The organism is Bhargavaea cecembensis (assembly GCF_001619585.1).
In the GTDB taxonomy this organism is placed as follows: Bacteria; Bacillota; Bacilli; order Bacillales_A; family Planococcaceae; genus Bhargavaea; species Bhargavaea cecembensis_A.
Window position 1 is genome coordinate 184161 of record NZ_LQNT01000009.1, and the last position, 22938, is coordinate 207098.

The 22938-nt window shown below is 55.9% G+C and carries 20 protein-coding genes; all 20 read right to left on the bottom strand.

Annotation, left to right across the window (positions count from 1 at the left end; translation table 11 throughout):
- Nucleotides 1-11 precede the first annotated feature (11 nt).
- A complete protein-coding gene (locus AV656_RS04595; protein WP_063179359.1) occupies nt 12-788 on the bottom strand; it encodes an NAD(P)-dependent oxidoreductase in 777 nt (258 codons plus the stop codon).
- The gene (locus tag AV656_RS04600; RefSeq protein WP_063179361.1) at nt 785-1054 is read right to left on the bottom strand and encodes a YlmC/YmxH family sporulation protein; all 270 of its coding nucleotides are present in this window, start codon (nt 1052-1054) and stop codon (nt 785-787) included. Before AV656_RS04600 ends, AV656_RS04595 begins: the two co-directional genes overlap by 4 nt.
- Before the next feature lie 106 nt (nt 1055-1160).
- On the bottom strand, nt 1161-2378 hold the full coding sequence (locus AV656_RS04605) for a M16 family metallopeptidase (RefSeq protein ID WP_063179363.1): 1218 nt from the start codon (nt 2376-2378) through the stop codon (nt 1161-1163).
- A gap of 97 nt (nt 2379-2475) precedes the next feature.
- A complete protein-coding gene (pnp, locus tag AV656_RS04610; protein ID WP_063181223.1) occupies nt 2476-4599 on the bottom strand; it encodes a polyribonucleotide nucleotidyltransferase in 2124 nt (707 codons plus the stop codon).
- A 235-nt stretch (nt 4600-4834) separates the two neighbouring features.
- Nucleotides 4835-5104 (bottom strand): 30S ribosomal protein S15, encoded by a 270-nt coding sequence (rpsO, locus tag AV656_RS04615; protein WP_063179365.1) that lies wholly within the window; start codon nt 5102-5104, stop codon nt 4835-4837.
- A gap of 124 nt (nt 5105-5228) precedes the next feature.
- The gene (locus AV656_RS04620; RefSeq protein ID WP_063179367.1) at nt 5229-6176 is read right to left on the bottom strand and encodes a bifunctional riboflavin kinase/FAD synthetase; all 948 of its coding nucleotides are present in this window, start codon (nt 6174-6176) and stop codon (nt 5229-5231) included.
- Between the two features lie 5 nt (nt 6177-6181).
- Complete coding sequence (truB, locus tag AV656_RS04625; RefSeq protein ID WP_063179369.1) at nt 6182-7105, bottom strand: tRNA pseudouridine(55) synthase TruB; 924 nt, start codon at nt 7103-7105, stop codon at nt 6182-6184.
- A 65-nt stretch (nt 7106-7170) separates the two neighbouring features.
- The gene (rbfA, locus tag AV656_RS04630) at nt 7171-7524 is read right to left on the bottom strand and encodes a 30S ribosome-binding factor RbfA (RefSeq protein WP_063181225.1); all 354 of its coding nucleotides are present in this window, start codon (nt 7522-7524) and stop codon (nt 7171-7173) included.
- Nucleotides 7525-7544: 20 nt separating this feature from the next.
- On the bottom strand, nt 7545-7823 hold the full coding sequence (locus AV656_RS04635) for a DUF503 domain-containing protein (RefSeq protein WP_063179371.1): 279 nt from the start codon (nt 7821-7823) through the stop codon (nt 7545-7547).
- Nucleotides 7820-10231, bottom strand: a complete 2412-nt coding sequence (infB, locus tag AV656_RS04640) for a translation initiation factor IF-2 (protein WP_063179373.1) — start codon at nt 10229-10231, stop codon at nt 7820-7822. The genes AV656_RS04635 and infB overlap by 4 nt, the downstream gene beginning before the upstream one ends.
- Before the next feature lie 4 nt (nt 10232-10235).
- A complete protein-coding gene (locus AV656_RS04645) occupies nt 10236-10553 on the bottom strand; it encodes a YlxQ family RNA-binding protein (protein ID WP_063179375.1) in 318 nt (105 codons plus the stop codon).
- Entirely contained in the window at nt 10550-10828 is a 279-nt protein-coding gene (rnpM, locus tag AV656_RS04650) for an RNase P modulator RnpM (RefSeq protein WP_008297171.1), read from the bottom strand. The genes AV656_RS04645 and rnpM overlap by 4 nt, the downstream gene beginning before the upstream one ends.
- 20 nt (nt 10829-10848) lie before the next feature.
- Nucleotides 10849-12060, bottom strand: a complete 1212-nt coding sequence (nusA, locus tag AV656_RS04655) for a transcription termination factor NusA (protein WP_063179377.1) — start codon at nt 12058-12060, stop codon at nt 10849-10851.
- A 24-nt stretch (nt 12061-12084) separates the two neighbouring features.
- Nucleotides 12085-12561, bottom strand: coding sequence for a ribosome maturation factor RimP (gene rimP, locus AV656_RS04660; RefSeq protein ID WP_063179379.1), 477 nt, complete (start codon nt 12559-12561; stop codon nt 12085-12087).
- A 129-nt stretch (nt 12562-12690) separates the two neighbouring features.
- Nucleotides 12691-16992: a PolC-type DNA polymerase III gene (locus tag AV656_RS04665; protein ID WP_063181228.1), complete on the bottom strand. Its 4302-nt coding sequence runs from the start codon at nt 16990-16992 to the stop codon at nt 12691-12693.
- A 105-nt stretch (nt 16993-17097) separates the two neighbouring features.
- The gene (locus AV656_RS04670; protein ID WP_063179381.1) at nt 17098-18798 is read right to left on the bottom strand and encodes a proline--tRNA ligase; all 1701 of its coding nucleotides are present in this window, start codon (nt 18796-18798) and stop codon (nt 17098-17100) included.
- Nucleotides 18799-18831: 33 nt separating this feature from the next.
- Nucleotides 18832-20091 carry an RIP metalloprotease RseP gene (gene rseP / locus AV656_RS04675; RefSeq protein WP_063179383.1) on the bottom strand — a complete coding sequence of 420 codons (1260 nt, stop codon included), beginning with the start codon at nt 20089-20091 and terminating at the stop codon, nt 18832-18834.
- Nucleotides 20092-20135: 44 nt separating this feature from the next.
- Nucleotides 20136-21284: a 1-deoxy-D-xylulose-5-phosphate reductoisomerase gene (locus AV656_RS04680; RefSeq protein WP_063179385.1), complete on the bottom strand. Its 1149-nt coding sequence runs from the start codon at nt 21282-21284 to the stop codon at nt 20136-20138.
- A 21-nt stretch (nt 21285-21305) separates the two neighbouring features.
- Nucleotides 21306-22100, bottom strand: coding sequence for a phosphatidate cytidylyltransferase (locus AV656_RS04685; RefSeq protein WP_063179387.1), 795 nt, complete (start codon nt 22098-22100; stop codon nt 21306-21308).
- Nucleotides 22097-22888 carry an isoprenyl transferase gene (locus tag AV656_RS04690; protein ID WP_063179389.1) on the bottom strand — a complete coding sequence of 264 codons (792 nt, stop codon included), beginning with the start codon at nt 22886-22888 and terminating at the stop codon, nt 22097-22099. Before AV656_RS04690 ends, AV656_RS04685 begins: the two co-directional genes overlap by 4 nt.
- Nucleotides 22889-22938 lie beyond the last annotated feature (50 nt).

Here is a 22938-nt window from a genome sequence, read left to right on the forward strand (position 1 = left end):
CTCTCCTTCCGCTAGCTGTCCATTCTGCACAACGCCTCCGAGAGGACCCGGGCGGCCTCGTCCGGAAAAAGCCTTCCCGGCAGCGCAGGCAGTAACCTATAGTATTCATGGGCGGCTCCGGGCTTTAGGCACCCGGGCACGGAAGCCAGGTCATAAATGCGTGACGGGTTGAATGGTCCCGAAGGGTCAAGCCACTGCGATGGAATGGTGTTAACCAAAATCCTGCCGTTTTCACCGGAGCCGGTCCCTTCAATGTCCAGGATGCCGAAACCCTCAGTAAGAGCTTCTGCCGTTTGTGACGGTGATCGGGCAAGTACGGTAACATCCGCACCCATAGCACGCAGAAGCCGGGCCGTTGTTTTCCCGACCCGTCCGTATCCGGCGACTATCCATTGCCTGCCGGCAACCGTCCCTCCTCCCGAACGGTAGAATGTTGCGAGAAACCCCTCTGCCGTCAGGCTCGCATTTTGCCAGATGAACCGTTCTTCCTGCAAGTACAGCCGGGGCGCTCTTCCTGCAAGTTCTGAAGCCTTTTCCCAGGCCTCATCGAGTTTGCCGGCAAACAGCCGGTCAGTCTTATCGAGAACGCCGATAGCCGGGCTGCCTTCCGGCGGATGGATCGGCAGCACCACCCGCACGGGCTTTTCGTTAAGCATGAGTGCGTCCGTTTTGTTATCCCACCGGTCCCGTGCATCATGGAGAACCGTGTATCCCTTTTTCCGGAGATGGTCTGCGGCTTTTGAAAACCGGGCATCGGAACCGATAATCAGCCAGTCAGGACGGGTCATTCAAAAAGCCCTTCATGGATCGGGCGGGTCCGCCTGAACAAAATGCGGTCATCCCCGATCAGGACGATTTCCTCCCAAGGGATGTATTCCGCTTCTCCGGCCGATTTCCGGCCGCCCTGCAGCCAGCCGGCCCGGCGTTTCAGTTCGAAACCGAATATCCGTCCGCTTTTCGGATCGAACAGCATCTCCGTGTCGGCAAGGAGCCCGTAGCGGACGCCATCCTCCATCTGGATCAGTTCTTTTTCTGCCATTGTCGACAGCAGCATCTTCCACTCCCCCTTCTTCTAAACTATATGCGCCGCCCGGGCGGAAGTTCCGTACAGGAAATGCACGGAACGTGCAAAAAAACCGGAAGGCAAAAGCCTTCCGGTTTTAGTTCGGGATGATGATCGACTCTGCCGGCCGGCCGCTAAAGATCCTTTCCGCAATGCGGCGGATCTGCCGGCCGTCCACACGGCGGAATTCATCCATCACTTTGTCGATATCTTTATGTTCTCCGGTAAAAAGTTCGTTTTTGGCATTCCTGCTCATTCTCGATTCAGGTGACTCAAGTCCGAGGAGGAGGCTCCCCTTCATCTGGCTGACTGCTCCCTCGATCTCGCTGTCGGATACACCATCCCGGAGAAGGCCGGATACTTCATTACGGATGACTGCCCGTGTCTCCTCCAGACGGGACGGCGAGGTGCCGGCATAGATGGTGACCGATCCCGTATCTGTATGGGACGAATGATACGAGTAGACCGAATAGGCGAGTCCCTTTTCTTCGCGGATCCGCTGGAAGAGTCTTGAGCTCATGCTCCCTCCGAAGAGGGCATTCAGGATGATCATTCCGTAGATGTCGGAATCATTCACATCCAGCCCCGGATAGCCGAAGCACAAATGAGCCTGTTCCGTGTCTTTCCGCTTTCGGATTGCTCCCGGAGTAAATTCCGGCCGCTTCATGGAAAGGGGTGATTCAGCTCCTCCACTGAACGTCCCGAAGCATTGTTCCAGCCGCCCGATCAGCGCATCATCCACACAGCCCGCCACTGAGATGACAACCCGTTCCGGCCGGTACTCCCGCTTCATGAATTCGAGCGTTTCTTCCCTTGTAAAAGCGCTCACCGTTTCAGGAGTGCCGAGGATCGGACGCCCCATCGCATGACCCGGATACATGGCCGCCTGCAGCTGTTCATGAACGTCATCATCCGGGGTGTCGGCGACCATGGCGATTTCTTCAAGAATGACGGACTTTTCCTTGCGCATCTCCTGCTCGTCAAAGACCGAGTTGAAGAACATGTCCGCCAGTATATCGATTGCCACAGGTGCGTCTTCGGCAAGCACATTAACGTAGAAGCAGGTCTCTTCCATTGCGGTGTACGCATTGATCTCCCCGCCTGTCCGGTCAATTGCTTCCGCTATGTCTTTTGCTGTCCGCCTGTCTGTCCCCTTGAAGAGCATGTGCTCAATAAAGTGGGCCATGCCGGCTTCCCCTGCCGATTCATTTCTTGCACCTGCCTTAACCCAAATGCCGATCGCCACCGAACGGACATGCTGCATCGGTTCTGTGACAATCCGCACGCCGTTCGGACATCGTCTGGTCTGGATCATCTTCTCCCCCCTTTAGTTATGTTTATGTTTCCGGCACTGCCATAAGAGCCGGCCGGTAAAAAGAGGGCCGGCCGAACCGGCCGCCCTCTGGTGATGGTTATTCCGTTTTTTCGGTTTCTTCCGAAGCGTCTTTCTCTTCTTTCAGGACCGCCTTGCGGGACAGGTTCACCCGATTATGGTTGTCGATCTCGACGACCTTGACCCGTACCACGTCACCGATTGACAGGACATCTTCGACTTTGTTTGTCCGTTGCTCCTGGATTTCAGAGATGTGAAGCAGACCGTCCTTGCCCGGGAAGATTTCGAGGAATGCCCCGAATTTCTCGATCCGCTTGACCTTGCCGTCATAGTATTCACCGACCTGTGCCTCGCGGACGATGTTTTCAATCATCGATTTGGCCTTCTCGTTCATTTCCTGATCGATTGAGGAAATGTAGATGGTGCCGTCCTGTTCGGTGTCGATCTTGACACCGGTCTCATCGATGATCTTGTTGATCTGCTTGCCGCCAGGCCCGATTACGTCACGGATCTTCTCAGGCTTGATCTGAATCACGATAATCTTCGGAGCGTGGTCGGACAGCTGCTTGCGCGGCTCGGAAATTGCGGACATCATGTTTTCCATAATGTGCATCCGGCCCGCCTTCGCCTGTTCCAGCGCTTCCTCGAGGATTTCGCGGGACAGTCCTTCGACCTTGATGTCCATCTGCAGGGCGGTGATGCCTTTTTCGGTTCCCGCCACCTTGAAGTCCATGTCTCCGAGGGCGTCTTCCATCCCCTGGATGTCCGACAGAACGGTATAGTTATCACCTTTTTTGACGAGGCCCATGGCAATACCGGCAACCGGTGCCTTGATCGGGACGCCGGCATCCATCATCGCCATCGTGGATGCGCAGATCGATGCCTGGGAAGAGGAACCGTTGGATTCCAGCACTTCAGAAACGACCCGGATCGTGTACGGGAATTCATCCTCGGAAGGAACGATCGGTGCGAGGGCACGCTCACCGAGTGCGCCATGCCCGATTTCCCTGCGGCCCGGGGAGCGGATCGGGCCAGTCTCCCCTACGCTGAACTGAGGGAAGTTGTAGTGGTGCATGAATCGCTTGGATTCTTCCAGGCCGAGTCCATCGATAATCTGGACGTCCCCAAGTGCACCGAGTGTACAGATGCTGAGCACCTGCGTCTGTCCCCGGGTGAACAGCGCCGAACCGTGAGTCCGGCTGAGGATGCCGGCCTCGGAGGACAGCGGGCGGATTTCATCCGGCTTCCTTCCGTCAGGGCGGATCTTTTCATCGGTGATCAGGCGGCGGACTTCGTCTTTGACGAGTTTATCGAGAATGGCACGGACCTGCCCGAGGTCCGTTTCTTCTTCTCCTTCCGCATACGCTTCGATCACGGAAGCCTTCACTGCAGCGATGGCTTCTTCCCTGGCGTGCTTCTCTTTTGTCTGGATAGCTTCAAGCAGAGAGGCTTCCGCTTTTTCGCGTACTTCCTCTGTAAGCTCCCGGTCCAGTTCGAAGAGGGTGATCTCCCTGTTCTCCTTGCCGGCTTCTCGGGCAATCTCTTCCTGGAAGGCCACAAGGCGCTTGATTTCTTCATGGCCGAACATAATCGCTTCCAGCATGACGGACTCCTCAACCTCGTCTGCGCCGGCCTCCACCATGTTGATGGCGTCTTTTGTTCCGGCTACAATCAGGTCGATGTCGCTTTTCGCTTCCTGATCGACGGTAGGGTTGATGATGAATTTGCCGTCAATGCGGCCGACCTTTACACCCGCAATCGGGCCGCCGAACGGTATGTCCGAAACCATCAGGGCGAGCGAAGAACCGAACATCGCGGCCATCTCGGACGAGCAGTCCTGATCGACCGACATGACCATAGAGATGACCTGCACTTCGTTCCGGAAACCGTCCGGGAACAGCGGTCGGATCGGACGGTCGATGAGTCGGCTGGTCAGGACCGCCTTTTCGGAAGGACGGCCTTCCCGTTTGATAAAGCCGCCGGGAATTTTGCCGACAGCATAGAGGCGTTCCTCATAGTTGACGGTGAGCGGGAAGAAGTCCAGTGGCTTCGGCTCCTTGGATGCCGTTGCGGTGGACAGTACCGCCGTATCTCCATAGCGGATCAGCACGCCTCCGTTCGCCTGCTTCGCAAATTTACCCGTCTCGACGATGAGCGTCCGGCCGGCCCAATCAAATTCGTACGTTTTGTGATTCTCGTTCATCATGGGGCTCCTCTCTTCTGTGCATAACGCTATACCGGGTGCCTGTCCGTCTGCATGCGCAGCCTATGGGAGCGGTGGCAGGCCGTGACAGCCGTCAAACGTATGTACTCACTCCCCATAGTGTACCAAAATTCGCATAGTGATGCGAAAGGATTTGCGGGGGAACGGGTTTATTGTGAATGGATTTCATGGCATTAAAAAAAACGGGCCGCAGCCCGCTTTTGTATGTGCGATCTTATCGGCGAAGGCCAAGCTTCGCGATGAGGTCACGATAACGCTGAACATCGTTTTCACGAAGGTACTTGAGCAGATTCCGGCGACGGCCGACCATTTTGTAAAGGCCGCGGCGGGAGTGGTGGTCTTTCTTGTGTGTGCGCAAGTGTTCGTTCAGGTTGTTGATCTCTTCCGTGAGGATAGCGATCTGGATATCAGGAGATCCCGTATCCGATTCGTGTGTTTGGAACTCTTGGATGAGTTCGTTTTTACGCTCTTTTGTAAGTGCCATCCTGTTCACCTCCAAATCTATTAGTTGAAAATCCCCGATTCCCGAGCAAACGTTGGTGAGTCGATTGCCAAGCAATGGTTAGTGCAACTGCACATGAGTATCATAACACAGCCCGCGGGCCGATTCAACTGTCAGGATGCGCAGAAAGTATCCGAAACGCTTCTTCCTTGTCGCGTGTGATCTGGGCTTTGAGCTCATCAATCCCCGCGAACTTCCGCTCTTCCCGGATCCGCCTGATCCAGCGCACCCGCACATCTTTTCCGTACAGGTTCCCATCAAAGTCAAGCAGGTGCACCTCGACCGAAAGGAAGGTATCGGACGGGTCTTTGAATGTCGGACGGTAGCCGGCATTGAGAACACCGTCATGAAGCGTTCCGTCAGCTTCAAATGTGGCGGCATACACGCCCGGTGCGGGAAGGCAGGAGCCCGGCACCGGATCTACATTTGCAGTAGGAAATCCGATCAGCCGTCCCCTCTTGTCGCCTTCGATCACCGTACCGTCGGTCATGAGCGGGCGGCCGAGGAGGTGCGCGGCGCCGGATACGTCCCCCTCGCTGAGCATCGACCGGATGCGGGTCGAACTGATCTTGTCGTCCTCTTCTGTTACCTTTCCGATTACGGATACACCGTAGCCCCCTCCCGAAAGTCTTTCGAGATCATCGGGCTTCCCTTTGCCGAACCGTCCGAAGGAAAAATCGTAACCGCAGGTGATGTGGCGGACGCCCAGCTTCCGGATATAGCACTCGATGAACTGTTCGGGAGTCACCGATGCGAATTCCTTGGTGAAATGGATGACGAACACCGTGTCCGCCCCCATCTCTTCAAGCAACTGCATCTTCTGTTTGTAAGGCGTGATGTAAGTGACTTCTTTCCGGCTGCCGAGCACGGCAGAAGGGTGCGGGTCAAACGTCATGACAGCGGGAAGAAGCCCCTTCTCACGGGCCACATCCATGGCATGGCCGATCACTTCCTGATGCCCCCGGTGGATGCCGTCAAAAAATCCGGCTGCCATCGAGTATTCCCAGCCGCCCGTTTCCGGAATTTCGGGATATTCAATGTGTTGGATCTTCAATATGTTCACCTCTTGTCTTCAACCATGCCAAACATTTTCTCCGGCTTCATCAGCCCGGTTTTTTCAGGATGGCGGCGGTATACGGCCACCGCCCGGATGCTATCCATAAAGACGATCCGCTGATGCTCGGCAAGCAGCGGGTGTGCCGGCAGTACTTGGCCGTTCAAGATTTTCTGCAGATGAGCTTCATCTGCATTTACGCAAGGGAATTCGGAGAGCGCCCGTTCAACAGGAAGCAGGGATGCTTCCAGGATACCGCGTTCCCGCTGTTGTTCCACTTCCGCCAGCGTCAGGCAGTCTTTTGCCGTGAAGGGACCGGATGCTGTACGGACAAGGGAGGCCATATGGGCCGGAAAGCCCAGTTTCTCGCCAATCTGTACCGCAAGTGTGCGGATATAGGTTCCCTTGCCGCAGTCAACCCGAATGCGGAAGTCGACCTCGGTTCCTTCAAACAGTTTCCCGCTGGATAGAAGCTCGATCTCCCGGATCATGACTTTTCGGAACGGCCGCTCCACAGACTGTCCCTGTCGCGCATACTCATAAAGCCGCTTGCCGTTCACCTTTACAGCCGAATACATCGGGGGAACCTGGGTGATTTCCCCGGTGAGTGATTGGAGAACGTCCCGAATCTCCGTATCGGAAAAACACTTTTGGGCCAGGTCCTGCTCCACGGTTGCGCCCGAGGCATCCTCTGTCTCGGTCGAGCGGCCGATGCTGACAACGGCTTCGTATGTCTTGCCCATATCCGTAATGTATTCGGCCGCCTTCGTCGCACGGCCGAGGCAGATCGGAAGTACGCCCTCGACATCGGGGTCGAGCGTGCCCGTATGGCCGATGCGCTTCATCCCGAGAATCTTCCTGAGCCGGAAAACACAGTCGTGTGATGTCATGCCCTTTTCTTTCCAGAGCGGCAGGATTCCCTCAAGCATGGCGTTCTCCTCCTTTCCTATGTACGGAAAACAAGCCTGCTGCCGGAACGGCTGCAGGCTTATTCTCAGTCTTCCGGATTCGACTCGTTCACCTCGCGGAGAAGCGACTCGATCCGGTTGCCGTAGTCGACGGATTCATCGAATTCGAAAAGCAGCTCCGGCGTCTTTCGCAGGCGGATCCGATTTCCGATTTCAGAACGGATGAATCCTTTGGCCTTTGTCAGGCCTTTTAGCGTATCTTCCTTCTGGCGGTCATCGCCAAGTACGGAGATAAACACTGTCGCCTGCTGAAGGTCGCCGGTCACCTCGACATCGGTAACGGTGACGAACCCGATTCTCGGGTCCTTCAGCTTCCGGCCGATGATGTCGCCCATTTCTTTTTTCATCTGTTCCGCCACGCGGTTTGCCCTCATTGTCATATAGAACACCTCGGCTTCCGCTATAAATGATACTTCTTGCTGCTTGTCATCTCCCAGCCGGAATGGGACATCAGAAAGTTCAGCACCCGGTCAACTTCACGCTCGGCCACCATACCGGAAGATGCGGCGGCAGCCAGGGTGAAGCCGGCCCTCTGCCAAAGGTCCTGATGGTCCGTTTCGGCGATGGAGACATTGTACTTCTGGCGGGCCCTCGTGAGCATGCGCTGCAGAATCGCCCTTTTTTCTTTCAGCGAATGTGTATCGTACAGGAAGAATTCACATTCGGCGGCAACAATCACTTCCGCTCGACTTCTTCCATTACATACGCTTCAATGACATCGCCTTCTTTGATGTCGTTATAGTTTTTGATTGTCAGGCCGCATTCATACCCGCGGGCGACTTCTTTGACGTCATCTTTGAATCGCTTGAGTGTATCGAGCTCGCCTTCGAAGATGACAACGCCGTCCCGGATCACACGGACACCCGAATCGCGGGTGACTTTGCCGTCGGTTACATAGCCGCCGGCAATCGTACCCACTTTGGAAACCTTGAACGTTTCGCGCACTTCGACCTGGCCGATAATCTTCTCCTCGAACTCCGGATCCAGCATTCCCTTCATCGCGGATTCGATCTCCTCGATCACCTTGTAGATGATCCGGTGGAGACGGACATCGACGCCTTCTTCCTCGGCAGCGCGTTTCGCGTTTACATCCGGACGGACGTTGTATCCGATGACAATGGCATTGGATGCAGCTGCCAGCGTGATATCCGATTCGGTGATGGCACCTACGCCGGTGTGGATGATCTTGACGTTGACACCTTCGACCTCGATCTTCATGAGAGATGATGCAAGCGCCTCGACCGTACCCTGGACGTCCGCCTTGACGATCAGGTTGATGTCTTTCATCTCGCCCTGTTTCATGTGCTCGAACAGATTGTCAAGAGTGACGCGGTTCTTTTCGCCGCGCTGCTCCTGAAGGTCGTCCATCGCACGTGATTCACCGACCTGGCGTGCCGACTTCTCGTCATCAAATACGACGAAGCGGTCACCTGCAAACGGCACATCACTCAGACCCGTGATTTCGACAGGAGCCGACGGAAGGGCTTCCTTGACACGGCGGCCGATGTCATTGACCATCGCCCGGACACGTCCGAATGTGGAGCCGACAACGATCGGATCTCCGACTTTGAGTGTCCCTTCCTGTACAAGGAGGGTAGCCACGGCGCCGCGGCCCTTGTCAAGCTGTGCCTCAATGACGGTTCCGCGGGCATTCTGGTCAGGATTGGCCTTGAGCTCTTCCACTTCGGAAACGAGCACGATCATCTCAAGCAAAGTGTCGATGCCTTCCCCTTTTAGTGCGGACACCGGTACAAAGATCGTGTCTCCGCCCCAGTCTTCAGGCACGAGGCCGTGCTCGGTCAGTTCCTGCATGACACGGTCGGGGTTGGCTGTCGGCTTGTCGACCTTATTGACTGCCACGATAATCGGCACTTCTGCCGCCTTTGCATGGTTGATCGCTTCGACAGTCTGCGGCATGACGCCGTCATCCGCCGCGACGACGAGTATCGTAAGGTCCGTGATTTTCGCACCGCGTGCACGCATGGTTGTAAATGCCGCGTGACCAGGTGTATCCAGGAAAGTGATTTTCTTGCCGTTTGCTTCGACCTGATAGGCACCGATGTGCTGGGTGATGCCCCCAGCCTCTCCTTCGGTGACTTTCGTGTTCCGGATGGAGTCAAGAAGGGTGGTCTTCCCGTGGTCAACGTGACCCATGATGGTAACGACCGGCGGGCGCTCTTCCTTGAGCTCTTCCGCACCTTCCTCTTCCTCGAAGTAGGTTTCAAGGTCGGTCCGGTCGATGCGGATTTCTTCTTCGACTTCCACACCGTAATCTGCACAGATCAGTTCAATCGCGTCTTTATCAAGCTCCTGATTGATCGTCGCCATGACGCCGAGCATGAAGAGTTTCTTGATGATCTCGGATGGTTCCCGGCCGAGTTTTTTAGCGAGTTCCGCTACGCTCAGCGACTCGTAGAAGGTAATTTTCTCCGGCAGCGGCTTTGGTGTGCGCGGTGCCTGCTGCTGGCTGTAATTTTTCTTCTTCCCCTGGTGGGTGCCGCGGATCTTGCGGCCGCCGCCCCGGCGGTTTCCTCCGCCCTGGCCTCCAGGACGGTTATTGCCGCCCTGGCCGCCCTGACGATTGCCGCCGCCTTGGCCTGCCGGACGATTGCTGCCGCCCTGGCCGCCCTGGCGATTGCCGCCGCCCTGGCCTGCCGGACGATTGCCGCCGCCCTGGCCGCCCTGGCGATTGCCTCCGCCTTGGCCTGCCGGACGATTGCTGCCGCCCTGGCCGCCCTGGCGATTGCCGCCGCCTTGGCCCGCCGGACGATTGCTGCCGCCCTGGCCGCCCTGGCGGTTGCCGCCGCCTTGGCCGCCCTGGCGATTGCCGCCCTGACCTGCCGGACGGTTGCCGCCGCCTTGGCCGCCCTGGCGGTTGCCGTTTTGGCCGGACGGACGATTGCCGCCCTGGTTGTTCGGGCGGCTGCCGCCCTGGCCGAACTTGCTGTCAAGTTTTGCCGTTACGTCACTTTCAAGCACCGACATATGGTTTTTGACTTCTACCTTCATTTTGTCCAGCTCGTCAATGACCTCACGGCTCGACTTATTTACCTTTTTCGCATATTCATGAACTCTCATTTTCGTCATTCAGTCAGTCCTCCTCTGGTTCCTCAAGCAGGCCGGACAGCTTTTTTGCAAAGCCGCTGTCCATGATCGCCAGTGTGACGCGCGCCTCCTTTCCGATTGCATGGCCCAGTTCATATCTCGTCCCGAACTCATGCACTGGAATTCCGTAATGGGCACCCTTGTCAGTGATTTTGCCGCGGGTGTTGTCCGAAGCATCTGAAGACAGAATGACCAGCTTCGCCTTTCCCGAACGGATCGCTTCGATGGCGAGGTCTTCGCCGGTTGCGATTTTGCGCGCGCGCGCCGCCAGCCCCAAAAGGCTGTATATCTTCTGTTCGTTCATAGCAGTTTTTCTCTCAGGATGAGGCGCAGTACCTCATCATAGATTTCTTCAGGAACTTTGACGCCCAGCTGGCTGTCCAGCGATTTCCGCTTTTTAGCCTGTTCAACGGCCTTTTCCGATTTGGAGATGTATGTCCCGCGACCTGACTTCTTGCCTGTCGGATCGACGGAAACCTCGCCTTCCTTTGTCCGGACGACGCGGATCATCTCTTTCTTCGGGAACATTTCGCCGGTTGCCGAGCATCTCCGGAGAGGGATTTTCTTGCCGTTCCCCATTGCTCCCATCCTTTCAAGAGTCAGTCTTCTTTCGATTCACCTTCGTCATCGGCCTGCACGTCATCGTAAAGGTCGATGTTTTCAGGATCAGTCTCATCGCCGGTGCCCTGTACATCATAAAGGTCATCGGCGTCTTCGGCCCATTCGCCGTCTTCCCACTCCGGCTCATCAGTCACCGTGCGGGGATAGATGCCGAGTTCCGTAGCATCCGCTTCGCTCTTGATGTCGATCTTCCAGCCGGTCAGCTTTGCCGCAAGACGTGCGTTCTGTCCGCGCTTGCCGATGGCTAGGGAAAGCTGATAATCCGGGACGACGACCGTAGTCGACTTGTCCTCTTCATTGACCAGCACATCAAGCACTTTGGCCGGGCTAAGTGCATTCGCCACAAAGATTTCCGGATTCTCGGACCATTCCACGATATCGATCTTTTCTCCGGACAACTCATCCACGATGGTCTGGACGCGGTTGCCGCGCGCTCCGACGCAGGAGCCGACCGGATCGACATCGTCATCATGGGCATACACCGAGATTTTGGAGCGGTCGCCGGCTTCACGTGCAATCGACTTGATCTCAACGATCCCGTCATAGATTTCCGGCACTTCCATCTCGAACAGGCGGCGAAGCAGGCCGGGATGTGTCCGCGAAACGAACACCTGCGGGCCGCGGGCAGCACGTTCCACTTTTGTGATGTATACCTTGATGCGGTCATGCGGACGATACGTTTCGGAAGGAATCTGCTCGTTCTGCGGAAGGACCGCTTCGACCTTGCCCAGACTCACATAGATGTTCCGCGGATCAAGCCGTTCAACGACGCCGTTTACGATGTCGTCCTGGCGGTCCACATACTCATCGTAGATCATGCCGCGCTCTGCCTCGCGAACACGCTGAGTAACAACCTGTTTCGCCGTCTGCGCTGCGATGCGTCCAAAGTTGCGCGGGGTCACTTCCTCTTCGAGCACATCGCCGATCTCGTACAGCGGATTGACCTTGCGCGCCTCCTCAAGCGAGACTTGCAGGCGGTCATCCTCAACCTCCTCGACGACATCCTTGCGGGAAAAGACTTTCATCGTGCCCGCATCCATGTTCAGGTCTACGCGGACGTTCTGCGCCTGGTTGAAATTGCGGCGGTATGCGGTAACGAGGGCGGTTTCAATCGCCTCGACAAGCACATCCCTCGAAATGCCCTTCTGTTTCTCAAGGGCGTTGAGCGCTTCCAGAAGATCGCTGCTCATCTGTATTTCACTCCTATCCGGACATTATGCCGAAAAATCGATGGCCAAACGTGCAAACGCAATTTTGTCCTTCGGTATCAGCACTTTCACTTTGCGTGTTTTCACTTTCATTTCAATTTCCGCACCCTCTTCACCGTAGGAGAGGAGGTAGCCTTCAAACTCTTTTCTCCCGTCGATCTGCTCATACGTCCGGATGTGGACATATTGGCCGACCGCCCGTTCCATGTCCTGCTCTTTTTTGAGCGGACGCTCGGCTCCCGGCGAGGAAACTTCGAGGAAGTAGTTTTGCGGAATCGGGTCCGCCTCATCAAGCCTGATGCTCAGCTGTTCACTGACAGCCGCACACTGCTCGATATCAATGCCTCCTCCGGGTGTGTCGATGAACACCCTCAGGAACCAGTCGCGTCCCTCTTTAACAAATTCGATGTCGACGAGTTCCAGATCCTGCTCTTCGAGGATCGGCGCGACCAACGTTTCAACTTCTTGTGTGATTTTGCTCATAAGGACCTCCTTGTTTACAGGGAATTTCCCCCGACAAACAGAAAAGAGCGGGGGACCCCACTCTTCTGTGCGCGACTATCCGAACTTGTTGAATCCATTTTACCATAGCCGCACGGCTGTTGCAACAAATCAGAAAAGCGAGAGCTGGTTCGCTTCAGGCATGCCCTCAAGGCAGCCGAGCTCATCCAGGTAGTCGATAATGCCCCTCGAGACACGTCCGCGCTGCTGGAGATCTTCCTTGGAGAGAAACTCTCCATTTTCTCTTGCCTCCGCAATTGCGCGGGCCACGTTGTTCCCGAGTCCGGGGACTGCGTTAAATGGGGGGATAAGCGAATCTCCATCAATGACGAACTCAGTCGCCTTCGATTTGTAGAGATCCACCTTTCCAAACTTATACCCGCGCTCGCACATTTCAAGCGCGAGTTCAAGCACGGTCAGGAGACTCTTTTCTTTCGGCGACGCATCCAGGCCCTTGGTCTCAATTTCGTCGATGCGGGCCCTGATCGTCGCAGGTCCCTTATTCATCGCGATCAGATCGAAGTCGGACGCACGCACTGTGAAGTATGCGGCATAGTAGAGCAGCGGTTTGTGGACCTTGAACCATGCGATCCGAACGGCCATGAGGACATAGGCTGCAGCGTGTGCCTTCGGGAACATGTACTTGATCTTTTTGCAGGAATCAATGTACCAGTCCGGCACGCCATTTTTCTTCATCTCCGCTTCAAATTCTGGAGTGAGTCCCCGGCCTTTCCGGACCGACTCCATGATCTTGAATGCGAGCGACGGCTCAAGCCCCTTGTGCATCAGATAGACCATGATATCGTCCCGGCAGCCGATGACTTCGGACAGAACGCAGATTTTGTTGTGGATCAGTTCCTGCGCATTGCCGAGCCAGACGTCTGTGCCGTGGGAAAGGCCGGAAATCTGCACGAGTTCCGAGAACGTGGACGGCCTTGTGTCCTCCAGCATTTGCCGGACGAAGCGGGTGCCGAATTCCGGAATGCCGAGTGTGCCCGTTTTGCAGCGGATCTGCTCCTCGGTAACACCCAGTGATTCGGGCGAGCTGAAGATCTTCATGACCTCCGGATCATCGACCGGAATCTCTTTCGGGTCCAGGCCGGACAGATCCTGAAGCATCCGGATGACGGTCGGATCATCGTGGCCGAGGATATCCAGCTTCAGCAGGTTGTCATGGATGGAATGGAAGTCAAAATGGGTCGTTTTCCATGAAGCATCCTGGTCGTCCGCCGGGAATTGGACCGGGCTGAAGTCATAGATATCCATCGTGTCCGGCACGACAATGATCCCTCCGGGGTGCTGTCCGGTATTCCGCTTGACGCCGCTGCAGCCCTGGACGAGCCGGTCAATTTCCGCATTCCTCATTGTCAGTTCGTTGTCGTTCATGTATCCGCGCACATAACCGTAGGCCGTTTTTTCGGCGACCGTGCCGATGGTTCCCGCGCGGTACACATAGTCTTCACCAAACAGCTCTTTTGTATAATTGTGTGCCCGGGGCTGGTATTCGCCGCTGAAGTTAAGGTCGATATCCGGGACCTTGTCCCCTTTGAAGCCAAGGAACGTTTCGAACGGAATATCGTGCCCGTCTTTGGTCAGTGCGACACCGCAGCTTTCGCAGTCCTTTCTCGGCAGGTCGAACCCGGAGCCGATTGAGCCGTCTGTGATGAATTCCGATTTTTTGCAGGACGGACATACGTAATGCGGCGGCAGCGGGTTAACTTCTGTGATTTCCATCATGGTCGCGACAAGCGACGAGCCGACCGATCCCCGGGACCCAACCAGGTAGCCGTCATCAAGCGACTTTTTCACGAGCTTGTGCGAGATCAGGTAGATGACCCCAAAGCCGTGTCCGATGATGGATGTCAGCTCCTTCTCGATCCTCTCGGTGACAATTTCCGGCAGCTCCTCGCCATAGATCGAACGGGCCATTGTGTATGTCAGGTTCCGGACTTCATCATCCGCACCTTCGATTTCCGGCGTATACAGTTCGTCCCTGATGACTTGCACATCGCCGATCTGGTCTGCGATCTTCTGCGGATTGTCGATCACGATCTGTTCTGCCTTTTCCTCGCCGAGAAATTCAAATTCCTTCAGCATTTCATCCGTCGTGCGGAAATGGACATCCGGAAGATTGTGACGGTTAAGCGGGTTGGCGCCGCCCTGCGAACCGACGAGGATTTTCCGGTAAGCCGCCTGATGCTCGTCGATATAGTGAACATTGCCCGTTGCGACCACCGGTATACCGGTCTTCTTGCCGAGCTTCATCATTTTTCTGATGATGTCCTCAAGATTCCATTCATCCCTGACCAGCTCCAGTTCGATCAGATGCTGATAGACAGGTTTCGGGTGAACTTCCAGATAATCATAAAACTTGGCAATCTGCTCGACTTCATCGAGCGGCTTCTGCATGAGACCTTCAAACACTTCCCCCTTGTCGCAGCCGGAACCGATCAGCAACCCTTCCCGGTGCCGCTGGAGTACCGATCTCGGGATACGCGGCACCCGGTAGAACGTCTCGGTGTGGGAATGGGAAACGAGCTTGAACAGGTTCTTCAGACCGACCGCATCTTTGACGAGGATCGTGCAGTGGGACGGCCGGGCACGCTTGTACGAATCTCCGCCACCAATATGGAGGTTGAATTCATCATGGCGCTTGATGCTGTAATCCTGGTCGGCTTCCTTCAGGAGGTGGATCAGCAGATGTCCGGTTGCTTCACAGTCATAGATCGCCCGGTGGTGCTGGGTGAGTTCGATTCCGAACTTTTTGCAGAGCGTGTTCAGCCTGTGGTTTTTCAGCTCGGGATGAAGGAGCCTGGCGAGTTCCAGTGTATCGATGACCGGGTGCTCGCGCTCTTCCACACCTGCAAGCTTGTAGGCCTCATAGAGGAAACCCATGTCGAATGTGGCGTTATGGGCGACAAGAATGCCGTCTCCCGCAAAGTCACGGAATCGGCGGGCCACCTCTTCAATGGCCGGCGCACCGCTTACCATGTCATCGGTGATGCCGGTAAGCTCAATTGTCGTAGCGGACAGCGGATGGCCGGGGTCGGAAAAGCTTTCGAAGGTATCGATGATTTCTCCGCCCTTCACCTTTACCGCTGCAAGCTCGATAATCTTATCGTAGACCGCGGACAGGCCGGTCGTTTCCACGTCGAAGACGATGAATTCAGCCTGTTCCAAATCCCTGCCGACCTCGTCGTAGGCTATCGGGATGCCATCATCGACGAGGTTGGCCTCGAGCCCGAAGATCACCTTGATGCCATGCTTTTTCCCTGCCGTGTAGGCATCCGGGAAAGCCTGCACATTGGAATGGTCGGTGATTGCAATCGCGGGGTGCCCCCATTTTGCGGCCTGGGCGACAAGCTCTCCTGCAGGCACCATTGCATCCATCTGGCTCATATTGGAATGGGCATGCAGCTCGATCCGCTTTCGCCCTTCCGGAGCTTCGTCTTTCCTGACCCTGGGGGCGATTTCCATAATGTCATTCGCCATCATGACGAGATCGCGTATAAAGGTATCATTCTGGATCGACCCTCTGGCGCGGACCCAGGCCCCTTTCTTCAGGGCGGTCATCATTTCAGCGTCTTCCTTATCACGGGAGAACATCTTCACGAGTATGGAGTCCGTATAATCGGTCACTTTAACTGTCAAGAGAGAACGCCCGCTGCGAAGCTCGCGGACTTCCACATCGAAGACGACACCTTCGATCGTGATTTTCCGTTCTTCATCCTGAATCAGGCGTATGCCCGTAATCGGCTCATCCGGCTTGATCGGAAGGCCAATCGAAAACGGTCCCTCCGGCCCCGTGGATTCCTTTTTCTCCTTCTCCCGCTTTTTCATGTCTTCCAGCGCGCGGTTGGCGAGCGCCTCCTCTTCCAGCCGGCGTTGCTCGAAAAAGGCACGGCGCGCTTCTTCTTCGCCGTTGTCTTCTTCTCCGAGAACAAAATCCACCGACAGCCCGCTAAATCCGAACGAAGCATAGGATTCTGAGATCAGTGTGCCGTACTTGCCTTTCATTGTTTGAAGCTCGAGCTCATTGCCGCATTTCAGGATGAGCGTCTGGCCATTCCATGCCGGGAGCTGGGACGCAAGCCGCTCCCGTACGGGCGGGGACATGTCCGCAATTTCGCCGACCGCAAGCTCGTAGTAATCGCAGACACTCTGCTCATCAAATGCCGGATTCTCTGTCCGAATATCCAGCAAAATACGTGCGATCGGGGAAAATGTGGCATCAATCCGCTTTCTGAACTCCCTGAAGATCGCAGCCGGAAGAATCGATGACACCGTCACCCGGAAACGCCAGACGCGTGATTTCGTATGCACGTCCAGCCGCTCGAGGGTTGCCCCTTCAAAGTGCCGGGCCACCGCATCCTCGGTCATGCCGATATGCTGGAGCAAAATATTGAAGCGCATTCTCGGGTCTTGTTCCACAGGATGTTCCTCCTTCCCTCCCAGAACCGAAAAAAGAAGGGAAAAGCCCGAGGGCTATTTCCCGTTCTTCCGGTTCCGTCTTGTTTATCAGCCGAAGAACGAACGGAGTTTGTCCGTGAGCTCTTCCTTTTTCCATTCAGCTGTTTCACCGGTCGCGCGGAATTTCACTTCCACGATCCCCTCGTCGGCCTTCTTGCCGACCGTCAGGCGGACTGGAAGCCCGATCAGATCCGCATCCGCAAATTTGACACCCGGGCGCTCCGCACGGTCATCAAACAGCACATTGTAACGGTACGAGGACAGAAGGCCGTACATCTCCTCAGCGAGTTCACGCTGGGAATCGTCCTTCATATTCACCGGAATCAGATGGATATCCGCCGGTGCAAGATCCTTCGGCCACTTGAGGCCGTCATCGTCGTTGAACTGCTCCGCCATTGCGGACAGAAGGCGTGATACGCCGATTCCGTAGCAGCCCATGACGTACGGCTGCTGGCGGCCATTGTTGTCAAGGAAGGTCCCTTCCATCGGTTCTGAATAGGTCGTCCCCAGCTTGAAGATGTGACCGACCTCAATCCCCCTTGCAAAGCGGATGGTGCCGGTTCCGTCCGGAGACGGGTCACCTTCCATGATAAATCTCAGGTCTTCGTAGGAATCCACCGAGAAATCACGCTCCGGATTTACGTTCCGGTAGTGGCGGCCGTCATCATTTGCACCCGTCACGGCATTGCGCATATAGCGGACGGCGTGGTCTGCGATGACTTTCAGGCCTGTCGGCAGCTTGACCGGACCAAGGGAACCGATCTCTGTCCCGGTCGCTTCCTTGACCTGTTCCGGCGTGGCCATCTCGACAATCGACGCGTCAAGTGCATGCTTCACCTTGATGTCATTGATTTCGTGATCGCCTCGGGAAAGGACAACGACCGGTTCATCGTCGACGATGAACACGAGTGTCTTGATGCAGTCTTCCGGGCGGACTTCCAGGAAAGCCGCCACATCATCGATTGTCTTCACGTCAGGCGTGTCGACCTTCTCGATCTCGAGTTCTTCGCCTTCGGGTTGCGGATAGTCGACATTCACTTCCGCCATTTCGATGTTCGCTGCAAAGTCGGAAGAATCACTGTAGGCGATCGTATCTTCTCCGACCTCGGACAGCACCATGAACTCATGGGTATCCTTTCCGCCGATTGCGCCGGAATCGGCGATGACCGCGCGGAAATTCAGGCCGAGCCGCGTGAAGATGTTCGTATAGGCCTGTTTCATGTCCTCGTAGGTTTCATCGAGGCTTTCCTTGGAGTCATGGAAGGAATAGGCATCCTTCATAATGAACTCCCGTCCTCGGAGAAGCCCGAAGCGCGGGCGCTTTTCGTCACGGAACTTTGTCTGGATCTGATAGAGGGTGAGCGGCAGTTTCTTGTAGGATTTGATCTCATCGCGAAGGAGCGATGTAATCACTTCTTCATGCGTCGGGCCAAGTGCGAACTCACGGCCATGGCGGTCATTGAGCCTCATCAGCTCGGGGCCGTAGGTGTACCAGCGGCCCGTTTCCTGCCATAGTTCCGCCTGCTGGAGAGAAGGCATCAGCACTTCGGAGCCGCCGATGGCATCCATCTCCTCGCGGACGATCGATTCGATCTTCGTGAGCATTTTCTTGGCCAGCGGCAGGTAGGAGTAGACCCCACTCGTGTTCTGCCTGATATATCCTGCGCGGAGCAGGAGCTGATGGGACTTGAGATCCGCATCAGACGGCGTTTCGCGCAATGTAGGAATGAACGTTTTGCTTTGTCTCATCGGTATAGCACCCCGGATATTCAATATTATGGATCAGAAGAAAAATCTCTGGATATCGTTCCAGGTGACGACGATCATCAGAACCATGAGCAGCATGATGCCCACAAAATGGACCATGCCTTCTTTCTGCTTGTCGATCGGCCGGCCCCTGAGCGCCTCGAAACCGAAGAACAGGAGCCTCCCCCCGTCCAGTGCCGGAAGCGGCAGCAGGTTCATGATGCCGAGGTTGATTGACAGCACGGCAGCCCAGTTCATCAGATTGAAGATTCCCGCCTGTGCAACTGCACCCGTCGCCTGATAAATGCCGACAGGACCCGAAAGCGCCTCGATCGTGAACTGGCCGGTCACCAGCATGCCGAGCAGCTGGAAGATCCGCTTAAACCAGAACCAGGTCTGTTCAGCCCCGTATGCGACCGTTCCGAGTACATTCTTTTCGTACTGCGGTTCATACAGGACACCAATCTGGCCGATCGTCTGGCCTTCGACATCGATGGAGGCAGGCGTGACATTGACCTCTGTCACAGAACCGTCCCGCTCCACTCCGATTGTCAGCTGTTCGCCCGGGCTATCCTGGATGATGGCCGAGAAGGCATTCCAGGTGCTGACTTCACGCCCATTGACGGAGACGATCCTGTCCCCTTTCTCGATTCCGGCGGAGATGGCCGGGCCATCATCTGTCACATCAGCAATGACCGGGTCATCCTTTGGAATCCCCTGGACCAGTCCGAGTATGACAAAGATGAAAAACGCAAGGATGAAGTTAAAGAGCGGACCTGCGATGATGGTTGCCGAACGGGCTCCGAGCGACTTCGACTCAAATTGCCGGTCATAAGGCGCAATCAGTGTTTCGGTGCCTTTTTCGGAGATGATCGCCTTGCGGGATACCGGGTACCGGACTCTCCGCTCTTCTTCATCGTAACCGTCTATATAGAGTTCCTTCTCGAGATCTGCTTTTTCGACTTCCAGATAGAGCATGTCCGGCGTCCTGTCATTCTGATTCAGGATGATGCGCTCGGCACGCCCATCCTGATCCAGGAGGAGTCCGATCCGGTGGCCGGGCTGAAGCTCGACCTTGTCGAAATCTTCTCCTGCCATCCGGACATAGCCTCCGAGCGGCAGGAGCCGGATTGTGTAGAGCGTCTCTCCTTTGCTGATGCCGAGAAGTTTCGGCCCGAACCCGATGGCAAACTCCCTGACCATGATGCCGGACCGTTTGGCAAGAAGGAAGTGGCCCAGCTCATGAAAGAAGACGAGCGAACCGAAAACGACAATAAATGCAAGGATTGTCTGCATGTGCACCCACCTTCACCCGGCTTTTCGCCGGAATTCATATCGACCTATTTTACCATATCGAGGACGGCTTTTCTCGTCTCCGCATCCACGGCAAGCACGGTCTCAAGGTCCGGCTCCGCGATGAGGTCATGCCGTCCGAGTGCCCTTTCGACCAGCGGCTCAATCTCGGTGAAGGTGATGCGGCCTTCCATGAATAGGGCAACCGCCACTTCGTTTGCCGCATTCATGACAGTCGTCGCCGTTCCGCCGGCCTTGCCGCATTCAAAAGCGATGCGGAGCGCCGGAAAGCGGTCAAGGTCGACTTCCTCAAAATGCAGCAGGCCGATTTTCGCCAGATCGAGCCTCTCGGTCCCCTTTCTGGGGAGCCTGTCCGGGTAAGTGAGCGCGTACTGGATCGGCACCCGCATATCCGGAGAGCCAAGCTGCGCAATCACGCTCGTATCCTCAAACTCGACCATGGAGTGGATGATGCTCTCCCTGTGGAGAAGGACATCGATCTTGTCGTAGGGCATGCCGAATAGATGATGCGCTTCGATGACTTCGAGTCCTTTGTTCATCATCGTGGCGGAATCGATTGTCAGCTTGCTGCCCATCGACCAATTGGGATGGGCGAGTGCTTCCTCTACGGTCACACCTTCCAGCTCATCGCGGGACTTGTCCCGGAAGCTGCCGCCGGAGGCTGTCAGAATCAGGCGGTCCACCCGTTTCGGGTCCTCGCCGTTCAGCGCCTGGAACAGGGCGGAGTGTTCGCTGTCAACCGGGAGAAGGCGGACGCCGTGCTTGTCCGCTTCCGCCGTCACAATCGAACCGGCAGCCACCAGTGTCTCCTTGTTCGCAATGGCAATGTCCCGGCCGCTCCGGATTGCTTCAAGCGTCGGCTCAAGCCCGACACTGCCGATCACCGCACCGACCACGATGTCCGCGTCGGTGCCGGCAGCCGCTTCAAGCAGGCCTTCCCTTCCGTAGCCGAACCGGATACCGGGATATTCCGCCCTCAGTGCCGCGGCATCCTTTTCATCCGAAACCGAGACAAACAGCGGTTTTACCCGGCTCAGGATCTCCCGGAGCTTAGAAAGGTTTTTCCCGGCTGCGAGTGCCGTGATTTCAAAGCGCCCCGAATCCGACAGGACAATGTCGACAGTCTGTGTCCCGATGGAACCGGTGGCGCCCAATAAACTGATTTTCTTAACCATGATATGCTACTTCCTTTCCGTTCATCCAACAAAGTGAAGGAGGCTCAGCACCGGGAGGACAAAGAGCAGGCTGTCGAACCGGTCGAGAATCCCGCCGTGGCCCGGCAGAAGATTCCCCGAATCCTTCACACCGTAGTGCCGTTTGAGCGCCGATTCCACGAGGTCGCCGATCTGCCCCGTCACCGAGGCGACAATTGTCACCACAATAAGGAACAGATAGGAATCGGTGACCGGCATGAACATCTGGAAAAGACACGCTGCGATCACCGCAGCCGCGATGCCGCCGAGAAAGCCCTCGACTGTTTTGTTAGGCGAGATTTCAGGCCAAAGTTTCCGTTTGCCGAAGCTGCGGCCTGTGAAATAAGCACCCGTGTCTGTCAGCCAGACGACGATGAGTGCATAGATGATGTATTCAATCCCCGCGTCACGCGTGACGATCAGGTAGTAGAAGCCGATTCCCAGATAAAGCATTGCAAGAACTGTAAAAGCCGCATGCTCGAATGTGAACCGGTTTTTCACGACAACGGTATACACAAGCAGAAGAAGAACGGTCATATAGACGACTTCGATCTTCGTATAACCGGTATATTCCGTAATCGTCGCTGCCCATTCAGGCTTCAGCAAAAAGCTGAACAGGGCAAGAACAGCCAGCAATCCGGGTATGGAGAAGATGGATATCTTCTTCATCCGGAGCAATTCATACATCCCGATTGCCGCCAGCAGGAAGACCGCCAGCGTGAACGGCAGCCCCCCGATAATGACGAGCGGGATGAAGAGTAGGGCGGCCACCACGCCCGTGATGATTCGGGTCTTCAATCCGTGTCCTCCTTGTCAACTCCGCCGTAACGGCGGTTCCTTGCCTGGTAGACTGCAATTGCTTCCTGCAGCCGGTTTTCGTCGAAATCCGGCCAGAGCGTATCGGTAAACCAGAACTCTGTATAGGCGAGTTGCCAGAGCATAAAGTTGCTGAGCCGGACTTCCCCGCTTGTGCGGATCAGAAGGTCCGGTTCAGGCAGTTCGGCCGTCATCAGCGCGCCGGTGATCATCGATTCATCGATTTCATCTGCACCTATACGGTTTTCGGCCACCGCCTTTGCAATCGAGCGGACAGCTTCAGTGATTTCGGCACGGCTTCCGTAATTCATCGCGAAATTCAGTATCAGGCCGTCGTTGTCTGCCGTCGCTTCCATAGCGCGTGTGATAGCACGTCCGGTATGCGGAGGAAGATGCTCATGATCGCCGATCATCCGCACACGGACATTGCGCTCCACGAGTTCCGGCAGGTAGGTCCCGAGAAATTCTTCCGGAAGCCTCATCAAAAATTCCACTTCAGGTTTCGGGCGTTTCCAGTTTTCCGTGGAGAAGGCATAGAGGGTGAGCACTTTTATGCCCAGACGATCCGCTTCCCTGGTGATCTTGCGGACGGTCTTCATCCCTTCGTGATGTCCCGCAATTCTCGGAAGCGACCTCTTTTTTGCCCACCGGCCGTTTCCGTCCATAATGATGGCGACATGACGCGGAATCACGGTCTCGTCCAGAACCGGACGGTCCTCATTTTCCGCCTTTGCTTCGCCGCCCTTTTTGCGGATCAATTTATCCAACATAATCAGATTTCCTCCACTCAACAGCAATTCGGAATCCATGCTTTTACTAT